Annotated in this window: 12 protein-coding genes and 3 pseudogenes; 11 read left to right on the top strand and 4 right to left on the bottom strand. The window is 66.5% G+C overall.

The genetic code is table 11. The features are described from left to right. Nucleotides 1-2: 2 nt before the first annotated feature. A complete protein-coding gene (gene pgsA / locus AC0IX7_RS11310; protein ID WP_128454207.1) occupies nt 3-554 on the bottom strand; it encodes a CDP-diacylglycerol--glycerol-3-phosphate 3-phosphatidyltransferase in 552 nt (183 codons plus the stop codon). A gap of 115 nt (nt 555-669) precedes the next feature. Between pgsA and AC0IX7_RS11315 the strand changes: the two are divergent. Then, nucleotides 670-1,994, top strand: a pseudogene (locus AC0IX7_RS11315) (MFS transporter). Between the two features lie 126 nt (nt 1,995-2,120). On the opposite strand, the gene AC0IX7_RS11320 reads toward AC0IX7_RS11315, so the two are convergent. Beyond that, nucleotides 2,121-2,285, bottom strand: coding sequence for a hypothetical protein (locus tag AC0IX7_RS11320; RefSeq protein WP_187502787.1), 165 nt, complete (start codon nt 2,283-2,285; stop codon nt 2,121-2,123). Nucleotides 2,286-2,480: 195 nt separating this feature from the next. On the opposite strand from AC0IX7_RS11320, the gene AC0IX7_RS11325 reads away from it, so the two are divergent. Beyond that, complete coding sequence (locus AC0IX7_RS11325; RefSeq protein WP_471813852.1) at nt 2,481-3,599, top strand: DUF47 family protein; 1,119 nt, start codon at nt 2,481-2,483, stop codon at nt 3,597-3,599. Nucleotides 3,600-3,889: 290 nt separating this feature from the next. Beyond that, entirely contained in the window at nt 3,890-4,888 is a 999-nt protein-coding gene (locus AC0IX7_RS11330) for an inorganic phosphate transporter (RefSeq protein ID WP_187505147.1), read from the top strand. On the opposite strand, the gene AC0IX7_RS11335 is transcribed toward AC0IX7_RS11330, so the two are convergent. Beyond that, entirely contained in the window at nt 4,885-5,445 is a 561-nt protein-coding gene (locus AC0IX7_RS11335) for a phasin family protein (RefSeq protein ID WP_471811950.1), read from the bottom strand. The two genes, AC0IX7_RS11330 and AC0IX7_RS11335, sit on opposite strands and share 4 nt — an antisense overlap. Before the next feature lie 173 nt (nt 5,446-5,618). On the opposite strand from AC0IX7_RS11335, the gene AC0IX7_RS11340 reads away from it, so the two are divergent. From AC0IX7_RS11340 to AC0IX7_RS11365, 6 genes and pseudogenes are all read left to right on the top strand, one after another. Continuing rightward, entirely contained in the window at nt 5,619-6,233 is a 615-nt protein-coding gene (locus AC0IX7_RS11340) for a TetR/AcrR family transcriptional regulator (RefSeq protein ID WP_248522854.1), read from the top strand. 348 nt (nt 6,234-6,581) lie between these two features. Further along, the gene (locus AC0IX7_RS11345; RefSeq protein ID WP_187505145.1) at nt 6,582-6,980 is read left to right on the top strand and encodes a hypothetical protein; all 399 of its coding nucleotides are present in this window, start codon (nt 6,582-6,584) and stop codon (nt 6,978-6,980) included. Then, nucleotides 6,977-8,254 carry an efflux RND transporter periplasmic adaptor subunit gene (locus tag AC0IX7_RS11350; protein ID WP_471811952.1) on the top strand — a complete coding sequence of 426 codons (1,278 nt, stop codon included), beginning with the start codon at nt 6,977-6,979 and terminating at the stop codon, nt 8,252-8,254. Before AC0IX7_RS11345 ends, AC0IX7_RS11350 begins: the two co-directional genes overlap by 4 nt. A 153-nt stretch (nt 8,255-8,407) precedes the next feature. Beyond that, nucleotides 8,408-11,600, top strand: a pseudogene (locus AC0IX7_RS11355) (efflux RND transporter permease subunit). A 10-nt stretch (nt 11,601-11,610) separates the two neighbouring features. Further along, nucleotides 11,611-13,018 (top strand): annotated as a pseudogene (locus AC0IX7_RS11360) (efflux transporter outer membrane subunit). Nucleotides 13,019-13,102: 84 nt separating this feature from the next. Continuing rightward, nucleotides 13,103-13,378 (top strand): hypothetical protein, encoded by a 276-nt coding sequence (locus AC0IX7_RS11365; RefSeq protein ID WP_471811954.1) that lies wholly within the window; start codon nt 13,103-13,105, stop codon nt 13,376-13,378. Nucleotides 13,379-13,386: 8 nt separating this feature from the next. On the opposite strand, the gene AC0IX7_RS11370 is transcribed toward AC0IX7_RS11365, so the two are convergent. Next, entirely contained in the window at nt 13,387-13,644 is a 258-nt protein-coding gene (locus AC0IX7_RS11370) for a hypothetical protein (RefSeq protein ID WP_471811955.1), read from the bottom strand. Nucleotides 13,645-13,791: 147 nt separating this feature from the next. Between AC0IX7_RS11370 and AC0IX7_RS11375 the strand changes: the two genes are divergently transcribed. Together AC0IX7_RS11375 and AC0IX7_RS11380 are read left to right on the top strand one after the other, a co-directional pair. Next, nucleotides 13,792-13,920, top strand: a complete 129-nt coding sequence (locus tag AC0IX7_RS11375; protein WP_471811957.1) for a hypothetical protein — start codon at nt 13,792-13,794, stop codon at nt 13,918-13,920. 60 nt (nt 13,921-13,980) lie between these two features. Next, on the top strand, nt 13,981-15,045 hold the full coding sequence (locus AC0IX7_RS11380) for a lactonase family protein (RefSeq protein ID WP_471811959.1): 1,065 nt from the start codon (nt 13,981-13,983) through the stop codon (nt 15,043-15,045). Nucleotides 15,046-15,055: the final 10 nt, after the last annotated feature.

Here is a 15,055-nt window from a genome sequence, read left to right on the forward strand (position 1 = left end):
CGTCAGTCCATGTGCTTCAGGCCGACGCGGAGATAATCCCACCCGGTCAATACGGTAAGGACGGCCGCGCCCCACAAGGCGACGATGCCGACATTATGCACCCAGACCATCTCGGGCACCGCGCCGCCGAGGATGATGCCGCCGAGCGACACGAGTTGCAGCGTCGTCTTCCACTTCGCGAGCTGCGATACGGGAACGGACACCTGCACCTGCGCCAGGAATTCTCGCAGCCCCGACACCGCGATCTCGCGCAGCAGGATCACCAGCGCGGCGATTACATGGACGCCAGGAATATCGCGCGTGCCGACCAGGATCAGGATCACCGCGGCGACCATGATCTTGTCGGCGATCGGATCGAGGAAGATCCCCAATCGCGACACCGCGCCGCTCGACCGCGCCAGATAGCCGTCGAAATAATCGGTGATGCCCATCAGGCAGTACAGCACGAAGGCGATGCCGTAGCCTGCCTCCCAGTCGGGCCACCACAGGAACCAGACCAGCAGGGGCACCGCGACGATCCGCGACAATGTCAGGAGGTTAGGCAAGCTCAGCACCCATCACCTCTATACCGGTCGGCCGCGCGGCGAAACCGGTTTAAACGTTGGCGTGAGCATGACGCTGGGCTAAGGGTTTGCGGTATTTTCGCAACGATCAGGGCTATTTCCCGTCATGCTCAATGCCCTCGGGTTGCTGAAGCAACGTCGCTTCCTGCCCCTGTTCACCACGCAGTTTCTCGGCGCGTTCAACGATAATCTGTTCAAGACTTCGATGGTCCTGTTCGCCACCTATGCGGTCTTCAACGACCCGAAGATGGAGGCGAACTTCAACGCGCTGGCGACGGGACTCGGCATCCTGCCGTTCTTCCTGCTGTCCGCGCTCGCCGGGCAATTGGCGGACAGTCACGACAAGGCGCGGATCATCCGGATCGTGAAGACGGTCGAGATCGGCATCATGATCCTCGGCGCGACCGGACTGATGGTCGCGCGCGCCGGGCATCCGTCGCTGGGGATCGGGCTGATGCTCGGCGCGGTGCTGTGCCTGGGCGTCCACTCAACGTTCTTCGGCCCGATAAAATACGCGATCCTGCCGCAGCATCTGAAGCCCTGCGATGTGCTCGGCGGTACCGGGCTGGTCGAGGCGGGGACGTATCTCGCGATCCTGCTTGGCACCGTCACCGCGGGCTGGATCCCGATCGAGGGTGCCGCCGCCGGCGTCTTGATCGTCGCGCTGGTCGGCTGGTTCGCGGGGCGGCAGGTGCCTCCCGCTCCGCGCGAAGGGCCGCCACTGAAGCTCGACTACAACCCGTTCACGGCGTCGTGGCGACTGATCAGCGCGACGCTGCACATTCCGCGGCTGTTCCTCGCGATCGTCGCGATCAGCTTTTCTGGACGATCGGCGCGGTGCTGATCATCGTCTTTCCGCCGCTGGTGAAGAACGTGCTGACCGCCGACGAGCGAGTCGCGAGCTTCGTGATCGCGGTGTTCTCGGTCGGCGTCGCGATCGGCTCGGTGGTGATCAACACGATGCTGCGCGGGCGGATCTCGGCGAAGTTCTCGCCCGCGTCGGTGATCGCGATGGGTGGCTTCGTCGTGCTGTTCTCGTTCCTCGCGCGGACCTGGACGCCGGCGCCGGCCGGGCAGTATTACGACTGGGCGGGGTTCATCCAGCAGCCCGGCGCGATCCCCGTGCTCGGCACGTTGCTGGCGATCGCGATTACCGGCGGGATGTTCGTCGTGCCGCTCTATGCGTTCCTGACGACGACCGTCGAGAAGGACCAGACCGCGCGCACCGTGGCGGCGAACAACGTCGTCAATTCCGGCGCGATGACGGTCGGCTCGATTTTGGTCATCGGTATCACCGCGATGGGCGTCTCGCCGGAGGACATGCTGTTCCTGGTCGCGGCGATGTGCCTCGTCTCGGCGTGGCTCGCGCAGAAGCTGCACCGGGCGTGCGACGACGATGTCGGCGGATGCTTGCCGACGCTTCGCCACTAAAATCCTCCCCGCCAGGGGGTGGCGCCGAAGGTGACGGAGGGGGATGAAACGCAACGGTGGTTGCTCCCGTCCTCCCCTCCGTCTGGCAAGAGCTAGCCACCCCCTGGCGGGGGAGGATTGCTCGCTTCAAAAAATAAAGCTGTAGAAACAGGTGAAGAACGCCGCGAAGCTCAGGAAAAACAGCTTCACGTCCTGATCGTCGTTCTTCGCCGCCGCGACCACCGGCGGCGGTAACGACCGGCGCAGCGGATGACGGGCGGCTTCGTTGGTGAGGACTAGGCGTCTGGTCATGATGCAAACGTTAACGCCGCGTTTACTAATTCGACCAGTCGCAAAAATGGTTAAATCTGCCACGTCCGGGAATGGGACGGAATCGCGCCGGTAACAGCCCGCCCGACACCGCCGGCCGCCCCCTGTGCATGCTGCATCCCGCCGTCTAAGCTGTCTCCCATACCCCGCGACTCCGCGGCCAGAAGGACCCGAATTATCCAGCAGATTGCGGCACTTCCCTATGTGATCGACGCCGACGGCCATGCCCGCGTCATGCTGATCACCTCGCGCGACACCGGTCGCTGGGTGATCCCCAAGGGCAATCCGATCGTCGGGCTCGCCAGCCACGAGGCGGCCGCGCAGGAGGCGTATGAGGAGGCCGGCATCCGCGGCATCCCCTGCCCTACCGCGGTCGGCGAATTCGGCTATCGAAAACGCCGCCGCACCGGCCGCTACCGCGACATGATCGTGACGGTGTTTCCGCTCGCATTCGTCGAACAACTCGACGACTGGCCCGAGCGCCATCAGCGCGACACCCGCTGGTTTACGCTTGATCGCGCCGCGGAGGCTGTCAATGAGCCCGGCCTGAAAGCGCTGATCGCGGCTTTCCGCGAGCCGCCGATCCCGGCGTCGCTCGCGCAACGTATCTTACCCGTCGTGCGCACGAGTGCGAAAAGGAGAATTCCGATGCTGGGCTGGTTCCAGTCGCTGATGCCGAAGCAGGGACGGTTCTTCGAACTGTTCGACGCGCATGCCGCGACCCTGGTCGCCGGCGCCGATGCGCTCGCACGGCTGCTCCACGGCGAAGGCTCGATCGAGGGTCAGATCGCCGAGATCGTCAAGCGCGAACACGAGGCCGACGATATCACGCGCGAGGTGTTGCAGGACGTCCGCCGGGTGTTCGTGACGCCGTTCGACCGCAGCGCGATCACGGATTTGATCGGCGTGATGGACGACGCGATCGACCAGATGAACGGCACCGCCAACGCGATCGCGCTGTACGAGGTGACCGAGTTCTCGGCCGAAATGCGCGACATGGCCGGCATCATCGTCGAGGCCGCCCGGATCACCGCGGAGGCGATCCCGCTGCTCCGCTCGCTCGGCACCAATGCAGGGCGGCTGCACGACCTCACCGCGCGGCTGATCCAGATCGAGGGGCATGCCGACGACATCCACGACACCGGCCTCCGCGCGCTGTTCCAGGCGTCGAAGATCAGCGCGGACCCAATGACCTTCATCATCAACCGCGAAATCTACAGCAGCCTGGAAAAGATCGTCGACCGCTTCGAAGACGTCGCGAACGAGATCCAGGGGCTGGTCATCGACCATGCTTGAGATGTGGCACTCCGAGGATGCTCCCCCGGCGAAGGCCGGGGCCCAATTGGGGACGACAATAACGAAGGGCGGCGCGCAGTTACTGCAACCTCTCCACTTGGGCCACGGCCTTCGCCGGGGTGGTGCCTGTGGGCGAGCGACCACGCTCGGAGCGACCGCGTCTGCTCCCCTCCCTGGAAGGGAGGGGTTGGGGGTGGGTCGGCCCGAGAGGGAGCGCGACACCCGCCTCACACCGACCCACCTGCCCCTCCCTTCCAGGGAGGGGGCCGGGCGGCGCCTGGAGCGGCGGCATGATCCTCTCCCTACCGCTCCTCATCGGCCTGATCGGCATCGCGCTGCTGTTCGACTTCCTAAACGGCCTCCACGACGCGGCGAACTCGATCGCCACGGTGGTCTCCACGCGCGTCCTCAAGCCGCAATACGCCGTGCTGTGGGCGGCGTTCTTCAACTTCATCGCGTTTGCCGTCTTCGGGCTCCACGTCGCGCAGACCGTCGGCACGGGGATCGTCCAGGCAAACGTCATCGACGCGCAGGTGATCTTCGCCGCGCTGATGGGCGCGATCGCGTGGAACGTCATCACCTGGGTTCTCGGCATCCCCTCGAGCAGCAGCCACGCGCTGATCGGCGGGTTGCTCGGCGCGGGCATCGCCAAGATCGGCTTCGGCGCGATCGTCTGGAGCGGCGTGATCAAGACGGTCGTCGCGATCTTCGCCTCGCCCGCGATCGGCCTTATGCTCGCACTCGTGCTGGTGCTCGCGGTCGCCTGGACTAGCTTAAAGCTCACTCCGCTCGGCGTCGACAAGCGATTCCGCAAGCTGCAGCTGATCTCCGCCGCGCTCTATTCGCTCGGCCACGGCGGCAACGACGCGCAGAAGACGATGGGGATCATCGCCGTACTGCTCTATTCGCAAGGCCTGCTCGGCGGCGAATTCCACGTGCCGCTCTGGGTCGTCCTCTCCTGCCAAGCGGCGATGGCGCTCGGCACGCTGTCGGGTGGCTGGCGGATCGTCCACACGATGGGCTCGAAGATCACGCGCCTGACGCCCGCACAAGGCTTCTGCGCGGAAACCGGCGGCGCGATCACGCTGTTCGCGGCGACCTTCTGGGGCATCCCGGTCTCGTCCACGCACACCATCACCGGCTCGATCGTCGGCGTCGGTGCCGCGCGCAGATTGTCCGCGGTCCGCTGGAACGTCGCGAGCAACATCGTCGTCGCCTGGACGCTGACCTTGCCCGCAGCCGGGTTAATCGGTGCAGGGACGTACCTGCTCGTCGGGTTGTTCGTCTAAGCACCGATTTCGTTAAGGTCGATCGCCGCCGTCTCCGTCATATCGACGGAGCGGCGGCGTTCTGCTCGTCCGTACGCCGCTCCACCCCGAGCAACGCGACAGCGGCGATTTACTTCGGACCGTCGCCGCGCAACGGCGCCACCGCATCCTTGCCGAACTTCATGATCAGCTCGCCGATCTCGCGCGCCTGACTCATGCTGCGCTGGCTTCTGCTCGCGCAGATAATCGCCCTGGATCTTCATCACTTGCGTGAGGTCCTTGGCGCTGGCGGCCTCGCGCATCGCTGCGAAAGCCTCACGCGCATTCTGCTCGGCTTGGTCGATCATCGTCTTGCCGATCGTCGCACCACCCTCGGCGATCTTGCCGCCCGTCTCCTTCAACGCCTCACCAGCGCGCTTCGCCGGATCGACGACCTTCTCGGAGAACGCATCCCGCGCCTTCTCGCTATTCTCACGCATCGTGTCCGCGGCACCCTTGGCTGCATCCGCCGCGCGGTCGGTCGCCGCCTTGCTCGCCTTCGCGCCATCATCAACTGCCCGCTTTAAGTCGTCCGCCATCGTCTCGCTCCTCTATCGCGCTACCATTTGGTCGAAGTTTCAACCGGTATGGCCGGCTTTGGTTGCACCGACGGGGCCCTGCGCCACGCCGACCCCGTCAGGACGGCAGGCGGCCCCGGCAACATATTCCAGTCACTGGACCTTTTGCCGTTTTACCCTATATACCGAACGGTATGAATAGGCTTTGCACGCTCACCGCCCCCAAGGGCCGCCCCCGCGAGTTCGATCTCGACGAAGCGCTCGCGGGTGCGTTGCGCGTGTTCTGGCGCAACGGCTACGAAGGCGCGTCGATGGCCGAGCTGACCGCGGAGATGGGCATCACCAAGCCTAGCTTGTACGCGGCGTTCGGCAACAAGGAGGCGCTGTTCCACAAGGCGCTCGACCTCTACGAGCGCGAGAAGCTGGCCTATATGACCTCCGCGCTCGAGGCGCCGACGGCGCGCGCCGTAGCGGAAAGGCTTCTCCGTGGGGCGTTGCAGATGCAGATGAGCACCTGCGATCCCAAGGGATGCCTGAGCGTCATCAGCAGCGTCGCGTGCAGCGCCGAAGCCGAGCCGATCAAGGCCGAGGTCGCCAAGCGTCGCGCATCGTCCGAAGCCGCTTTGATGAAGCGCTTCGACGAGGCCAAGGCGGCGGGCGAGTTCCCCGACGGTCTCGAGTCGCATGCCCTGATGCGGTATCTGTTCGCGATCATGCAGGGCCTGTCGATCCAGGCCGGCTCGGGCGCGACCTGCACCGAGCTCAATCAGCTCGTCGAGACCAGCCTGTCGGTGTGGCCGACCAAGTAAGCCCGTCGGTCCGCCGACATAAAAGTCACGCTTCGTTACGGTCGCGATAAAAAATACCGGCCGGTACAAAAGTCTGTTGACTAGATGAACCCCAGGTTTATATACCGACTGGTATCGAAGCTCTCTCCTACTTCGGAGGGGGCAACCGGGGACACAAACCCATGACCACGGTTCAAACCTAACACCGGACGGCTTCGGCCGACCGGACTCTCGAAAATTCAAGCGGGCAAGCGCGGCACGAGGATGTGCCGGCAACGACCGCGCACGCCTTGCGACCAGCTGACGTCGGTGGATCGTCCACCGACGAAGGCCAGCGCTTGCCCGAAAAATCAAAAGGGGGACAATCCCATGGCTTATCTCGACCTCGACAACATGTTCGCTTCGCCCGTCACCAGCCGCACGCAGGCTGTAGCAGCCCCCGCCCCGACCGGCTTTTCCGCGCTCGAATGGAGTGTCATCGCGCTCGCCAAGCGCGACACGTTGCGCAGCCTGTCCGGCCCCAGCCGCATGTCGCGGGCGATGGGCAGCCTGTTCGGCCTGAGCACCGCATCGCGTCTCGCCGATCCCCGGCTCGAGGCACTGCGACGGATGGCGGTGTACGCCTGGCGCCGCGGCTTCGCGCTGCCGATGGCCGAGATCCAGAACTTCCTCGCCGCCGGCTTTGCCGAGGCCCAGATCGAGACGCTCGTCGAGAGCGTGACCGGCATGCGCGTCGGCGCCCAGCAGAAGCGGAGCATCGCAGCGTGAACCAACTTACCACAATCACGGCCGCGAACGACGCCGACCTCGCGTCGTCGCCGCCCACGGACCGTCATCGACGGCCGGCATGGCAGCGCGGCGCGATGGTGCTCGTGCCGATCGCGCTGCTTGGTGCGGTAGGCGTGAAGATGTTCGATCATCCCGACGCGGCGATGGCGGCGCCACCGCCCGCCTCGGTCACGGTCGCGTCGCCGCTGGTGCGGCAGGTCAGCGAGTGGGACGATTATGTCGGCCGCTTCGCACCGAGCCGTACGGTAGAGATCCGTCCGCGCGTCGCGGGCGAAGTCACGGGCATCCACTTCCGCGACGGCGAGATCGTCAGCAAGGGCCAGTTGCTCTTCACGATCGACTCCCGCCCGTTCGCCGCGGCTCTGGCTGAGGCGCATGCCAACGTTGCGAGCGCGAAAAGTGCTCTGTCCCTCGCCCGCACCGACCTTGGTCGCGCGCAGCGACTCGTCGCCGACGAAGCGGTTTCGGCCGGCGAAGTTGATGCCCTTCGCGGCAGGCTCGAAGCAGCCCAAGCCGCACTCGCAGCCGCCCAAGCTCGCGAACGTGCCCGCGCTTTGGACGTGGGCTTCACGCAGGTTCGCGCACCGATCGGTGGTCGCATCTCCGATCGCCGCGTCGATGCGGGCAACCAGGTCGCGGGCGGCGAAGGCACCGGCGGCACGGTGCTGACGACGATCAACGCGCTCGACCCGATCTACTTCACCTTCGACGGCTCCGAGGCGCTGTACCTCAAGACGCAGCGCGCACGTCAGCCCGGCGCGGCCCCCGCCGCAGTCGAGATCCAGTTGCAGGACGAGACCGAGCATCGCTGGAAGGGCAAGCTCGACTTCACCGACAACGGGCTCGACCAGCGTTCGGGCACGATCCGTGGCCGCGCCGTGCTCGCCAATCCGGGGTATTTCCTGACGCCGGGGATGTTCGGTAACATGCGCCTTGCAAGTGCGGGGACGCGGCAGGCTCTGCTGGTGCCGGACGATGCGGTGCAGACCGATCAAGCGCGGAAAGTGTTGCTGACGATCGATGCGAAGAACGTCGTGAGCCAGAAGCCGGTCGAACTAGGACCGGTGGTCGATGGATTGCGGATCGTGCGCTCGGGGATCGGGCCGAACGACCGGATCATCATCCAGGGTACGCAAATGGCGATGCCTGGCGCGACGGTTGCGCCGAAGGTCGGCCGGATCGTGGTGGCGTCGGGTGCGACTGCGCCGGCGTCGGTTCAGCCGATCTCGGGTGAGGCCACGCTCGCCAAGTAACCACCGCTCCCGGCGAAGGCCGGGGCCCAGGTGGGATAGCGTTTCGATGTAATTATTGCGGTTCGCCCAACTGGGCCCCGGCCTCCGCCGGGGAACGGCTGGTGTTGCGCGTCTCGTCCGCGGGCCCGCGCGCCCTCTACCGAGGAAATTCCCATGCGCTTCTCGCGCTTCTTCATCACCCGGCCGATCTTCGCGGGCGTGATCGCGGTGATCATCACGATCGTCGGTGCGATCGCCTACATGACGCTGCCGGTGTCGCAATATCCCGACATCGTCCCCCCACCGTCACCGTCAGCGCGACCTATCCCGGCGCCTCGGCCGAGACGGTCGCCGAGACCGTCGCCGCGCCGATCGAGCAGGAGATCAACGGCGTCGACAACATGCTGTACCAGTCGTCGCAATCGACCGGCGACGGCAGGGTCACGATCACCGTCACCTTCAAGATCGGCACGGACCTCGATGCGGCGCAGGTGCTCGTCCAGAACCGCGTCGCGATCGCCGTCCCGCGCCTTCCCGAAGACGTCCAGCGTCTCGGCGTGGTCACGCGCAAGACGTCGCCGGACTTCCTGATGGTGGTGAACCTCGTCTCGCCCGACAACTCGCTCGATCGCGGCTACATCTCCAACTACGCGCTGACCCAGGTCCGCGATCGCCTCAGCCGCATCGACGGCGTCGGCGACGTGCAGCTGTTCGGCGCGCGCGACTATTCGATGCGCATCTGGATCGACCCCGGTCGCGCCGCCGCGCTCGACCTCACCGCCGGCGAGATCGTCGCGGCACTCCGCGCGCAGAACGTCCAGGTCGCCGCCGGCACGCTCGGCCAGCCGCCGTACGACAAGGGCAACAGCGCGTTCCAGCTCAACGTCGAGACGCAGGGCCGCCTGACCGATCCCAAGCAGTTCGCCGACGTCGTCATCCGCACCGACGCGCAAGGCCGCCAGGTCCGCGTCTCGGACGTCGCCCGCGTCGAACTCGGCGCGCAGGATTACGGCGCCAACACCTATCTCAGCGGCAAGCCCACGGTCATCGCCGCGGTCTTCCAGCGCCCCGGCTCGAACGCACTCGGCGCGGCACAGGCCGTCACCGCCGAGATGGAAAGCATGTCGAAGCGCTTCCCCAAGGGGCTGGAATACAAGGTCATCTACAACCCGACCGAGTTCATCGCGCAGTCGATCGACGCGGTGAAGCACACGCTCTTCGAGGCGATGGTCCTCGTGGTCCTCGTCATCCTCGTCTTCCTGCAGAAATGGCGTGCGGCGATCATCCCGATCGTAGCGATCCCGGTCTCGCTGATCGGCACCTTCGCGGTGCTCGCCGCCGCCGGATACAGCCTCAACAACCTGTCGCTGTTCGGCCTCGTCCTCGCGATCGGCATCGTCGTCGATGATGCGATCGTCGTGGTCGAGAATGTCGAGCGCAACCTCGAACACGGGCTCTCCCCATTGGAGGCGGCGCGGACGTCGATGGACGAAGTGTCGGGCGCGCTCGTCGCGATCGTGCTCGTGTTGTGCGCGGTGTTCATCCCGACCGTCTTCCTCACCGGGCTTTCGGGCGCGTTCTACCGTCAGTTCGCGGTGACGATCTCGACCGCGACGATCATCTCGCTGCTGATCTCGCTGACGCTGTCGCCGGCACTCGCGGCGATGCTGCTCAAGCCGACCGCCCCCGCCGACTCGGGCAACCGCGTAACACGCGCATTGCGTCGCGCCGGCGACGCCTTCAACCGCGGGTTCGAGCGGATGGGCGATGCGTATGCCCGCCTCACGCAACGCCTGGTCACCGCGCCGAAGCGGATGATGGTCGCCTATGCCGCGCTGATCGCGGTCACGGTCGGCGTGTTCATGGTCACCCCGTCGGGCTTCGTTCCCGCACAGGACCAGGGCTACTTCCTGACCGTCATCCAACTTCCGCCCGGCTCGTCGGTCGAGCGTACCGATGCAGTCATGCAGAAGGTCGCCAAGCGCATCCTGCCGCTCGCCGGCGTCAAAGGCGCGGTGATGCTCGCGGGCTTCGACGGCCCGTCGCAGACGCTCGCCCCAACTCGGCCGCCGCGTACATCCCGCTGAAGAGCTTCGAGGAACGCAAGAAACTCGGCGTCACGCTCGCGAGCATCATGGCGGAGTCGCAGAAGGCGACCGGCGACATCACCGAAGCGCGTCTGCTGATCGTCCCGCCACCGCTGATCCAGGGCATCGGCTCGGCCGGCGGCTACCGCCTGATGGTGCAGGACCAGGGTGGCCACGGTTACGGCGAACTCGGCAAGACGAGCTACGCGCTGATCGGCCAGGCCAACCAGACCAAGGGTCTCGCCCAGGTCTACACCTTCTTCGACACCGCCACGCCGCGCATCTTCGCCGATGTAGACCGCGCCAAGGCCAACCTTCTCGGCGTCCCACCCGAGCGCGTGTTCGAAGCGTTGCAGGTCTATCTCGGCTCGGCATTCGTCAACGACTTCAACCTGTTGGGACGCACCTTCCGCGTCACGGCACAAGCCGACGCACCGTTCCGCAACACCACCGCGGACATCGCCAACCTGAAGACACGCTCAAATTCGGGCCAGATGGTCCCGGTCGGCTCGGTCTCGACCTTCAAGGACAAAACCGGCCCGTACCGCGTGGTCCGCTACAACCTCTTCCCCGCGGTCGAGGTCGATGGCGACACCGCCAAGGGCTACTCGTCCGGCCAGTCGCTGGTCGCGATGGAGAAGCTTGCCGATGCATCGCTGCCCGCCGGCTACGCGCATGAATGGACCGGCATTGCCTACCAGCAAAAGGCCGCCGGCAGCACCGCCGCGCTCGTCTTCGGCATGGCGGTGGTGTTCGTCTTCCTCGTGCTCGCCGCGCAATATGAGAGCCTGACGTTGCCGCTCGCGATCATCCTGATCGTGCCGATGTGCCTGTTGGCCGCGATGACCGGCGTGAACCTGCGGGGTATGGACAACAACGTCCTCACGCAGATCGGCCTGGTCGTGCTGATTGCGCTCGCCGCGAAGAACGCGATCCTCGTGGTCGAGTTCGCCAAGCAGGCCGAGGAACAGGACGGCCTCACCCCGGTCGAGGCGGCAGTGCGCGCGGCGAAGGACCGGTTGCGGCCGATCCTGATGACGAGCTTCGCGTTCATCCTCGGCGCGGTGCCGCTGGTGATCGCCGAGGGCGCGGGTGCGGAACTCCGCCAGGCGCTCGGCACCGCGGTGTTCTTCGGGATGATCGGCGTGACCGGCTTCGGCCTGCTCTTCACCCCCACCTTCTATGTCGTCGCACGGGCGCTGGCGATGCGGTTCGAACGCCGCCGTCCTGCAACCGGGGGCCCAGCTGCCCCCGCCGCGACTCTACAGCCAGCCGAATAGGACCAGCATCATGAAGTCCGTCCTCCTCGCGAGCCTCTCGGCGCTGACGCTCGCCGCCTGCGCCGCCGGCCCCGACTATGTCGCGCCGATCACCCCACCCAAGGCGGCGGCGTCGTTCGCCACCGCAAACGCCGCCACCGTCACGACGGCGCCCGACAACGACTGGTGGCGGATGTACCGCGACCCGGTCCTCGACGGCCTCGTCGCGGATGCATTGGCAGCGAACACCGACCTCCGCGTCGCCGTCGCGCGGCTCGACAGCGCCCGCGCCTCGTTGCGCGGCGCCAAGACCGACCGCGAGCCCCAGGTGAACGCCGGCGCGAGCGGCAACTATTCCCGCACCTCGCAACTCCAGAACCTCCCAGGTTTCGACCGCCAGCGCGCCACCTACGATGTCGGCCTCGACGTCAGCTACGAGGTCGATCTCGCCGGCCGAGTCCGCCGCAACGTCGAAGCCGCGCGCGGCGACGTCGGTGCGGCACAAGCCGATGCAGACGCGGTACGAGTCTCGATCGTCGCGGCAACAACCCGCGCCTATGTCGACGCAGCCTCGGCCGCCGAACGCCTCGCGGTCGCCAAGCGGATCGTCGACCTGCTCGACACGTCGAACACGCTGACCGGCAAGCGCGTCGACGCCGGCCGTGCAGCCCGCCTCGACCAGGTCCGGATCGCAGCCTTGCGGGATCAGCGCGCCGCCAACATCCCGCAGATCGAAGCCGAGCGCCAAGCCGCGCTCTTCCGCCTTGCCACGCTCACCGGCCGCACCCCGCAGGACCTGCCCGCGGCTGCCGGTGCCCGCACCACCACGCCCCGCCTCGACCAGCCGATCCCGATCGGCGACGGCGCGACGCTGCTCGCCCGCCGCCCCGACGTCCACGCCGCCGAGCGTCGCCTCGCGGCGGCGACCGCTCGGATCGGCGTCCAGACCTCGCAGCTCTATCCGCAGATCTCGCTCGGCGGATCGATCGGCTCGACCGCGCTCAGCGTCGGCGACATCTTCACCGGCGGCCCGGTCCGCTGGCTGCTCGGCCCGCTGCTGAACTGGTCGCTCAACCAGTCAGCCGCGCGCGCGCATCGCCGGTGCCGAAGCCGACACTCGCGGTGCGCTCGCCAATTTCGACGGCAGCGTCCTCGCCGCGCTCGAGGAAACCGAAACCGCGCTGTCCAACTACGCGCGTGAACTCGATCGTCGCACGCAGTTGCAGTCCGCGCACGACAACGCCGCCACCGCCGCCCGCATCACCCGCGCCCGCCAGCGCGAAGGCCAGATCGACTTCCTCGACGTCCTCGACGCGGAACGGACGCTGGCCGACACCGACACGGATCTCGCCGCCGCCGATGCGCGGATCGCTGGCGCGCAGGTCGACCTGTTCCGGGCATTGGGGGGCGGCTGGCAGGTCGCGCCCAAGCCCGCCTGAACGATCGAACCAGCGCGTTAACTAACTTTTGAAACACGCCCGCAACTAAACTGTATCAAGCAGGTTGGAACGATGGAGATCATCATGACCGACCAGGGCCTACCCGAGACCGAGTGTACGCAGGCGTGGCGTGCACAGGTTCGGTACCATCTGGACCGCGCGGAGCAGGAGCAGGGGCTTGCCCGCCGGTCTCGATCGGCCGCCGCGCGAACCGCGCATAATGTCCTGCGCGACCATCATCTGCAGCTCGCGGCGTCGGCTGAACAGGTCGCCGAGATGCCGAATGCCGAGCCGCCGCAGAGTTCGGCGCTCCAGCATACCGGCTGGCTGATGCGCGAAAGCTACCGCGACACCAACTGAGCCGTCGTTCAGTCGATGTCGACCTTGCCGAGGTTGATCCCGTCGTAGAGCGCGAGCAGAGCGGTCACTTCCTCGACGACGGTTTCCTGTTCGGCGCGCCAGCGGGCGGTCGCGTCGTTCTGCGGCACGCCGTCCATGCCGTCGTGCAGCGTGAACCCCTGGTCTATCAGCCAGATCGCATCCGACGCGCGCGAACGCTGCCGTCGCAGGTGATAGACCCATTGCTCGATGATCCCCGAAGGAACCAGTCTATCCAGATCGCCCATTCCGGATCGGTAGGCCAAGGTCGACGGCAATGCCAGCCCGCGAACCGCCGTTTTGTCCGATCTCGGGGCCTATTAACCCTCTCCTGAAATTCGACCGCAACACAACGGGTTCAGCACGGTGGGGATGGATATGCTGCCGCCCCTTCCGTGATCGAACGCCGCATGGACGATCAATCCGTTCTCGCCCACCGTGCGCGCAACGCCGACGTCGCTCGGATGCACGAGGATCTGGCGCGATTCTACCGCGAACAACTGATTGCCGTGCTCAGGGCCTGACCCCACGGACTGACAGCGCAGCCGTATGACGCCGCGGCGAAACGGCGCTAGACGCGACCGATGACTGCGCTCGACGAATCCTCCGATTTGCCCGTCTCATGCTGGATCGGAACCTATGCCGGCGGTGGCGGCGCGGGCCTCTATCCGTTGCCGGGTGACGGGGATCGGCTTGGCGTAGGCGCCCCCTATGGCGCCGCCGCGAACGCCTCGTTCGGCGTGTATTCGTCGCGGTTCGATCTTCACTATCTGGTCGACGAACGCGATGACGGGATGCTCGGGCTGTATCGGCATGCGGGTTCGGGCTGGACCTGTCTCGGGCAGGTGACGACGGGCGGCTCGGCCCCCTGCCATGTCGCGCTCGACGCCACGCAATCCTGCGTCGCGGTCGCCAATTATGCGAGCGGCAGCGTCGCGCTGTACCGGCTCGATGCCAGCGGAATGCCGGTCGCACCGCCGATCGTGCACGCGAACAGCGGCAACGGGCCGAACCCCGACCGCCAGCAATCGCCGCATGCGCACTGGGTCGGCTTCGGTCCCGACAACCGGACGATGTACGCCACCGATCTGGGAACCGACGAGGTTCGCGCCTTCGCCTTCGACGCCGAGCAGGGCACGCTCGATGCGCCGCGCACCGCGTTCGCCGCGCCGCCCGGCTCGGGTCCGCGCCATATGCTGTTTCATCCCCGCCACCCGCACACGGCGTATCTCGCCTGCGAACTCACGAGCGCGCTGGTCGTGCTGGACCTCGTCGGAACGGAGTTGCGCGAACGTGCCACGCTTTCCACGCTTCCCACCGGGTGGCCCGATGGATGGCAGGGAGCGAACATCCTGGCGCACATCGGCGCCAATGCCGCGGGCGATCGGCTGTACGTGTCCAACCGCGGGCATGAGAGCATCGCGGTCTTCGCGCTCGATCCCCATGGCGACGCGACCCTCATCCAGCATGTCGCCAGCGGTGGCCTGTCGCCGCGGTTCTTCCTGATCCTGGAAGCAGAGCGCCGGATGATCGTCGTCCACGAACGCGATCACCGCGTCACGATGCTCGATATCCTGCCGGACGGGACGCTCGCCCCGACCGGCCTCGCGGTCACCGTTCCCGGCGCCGCGTTCGCGCTCCTTGGCTGACGTTCGACCG

It is taken from the genome of Sphingomonas sp. AC411 (assembly GCF_979253035.1).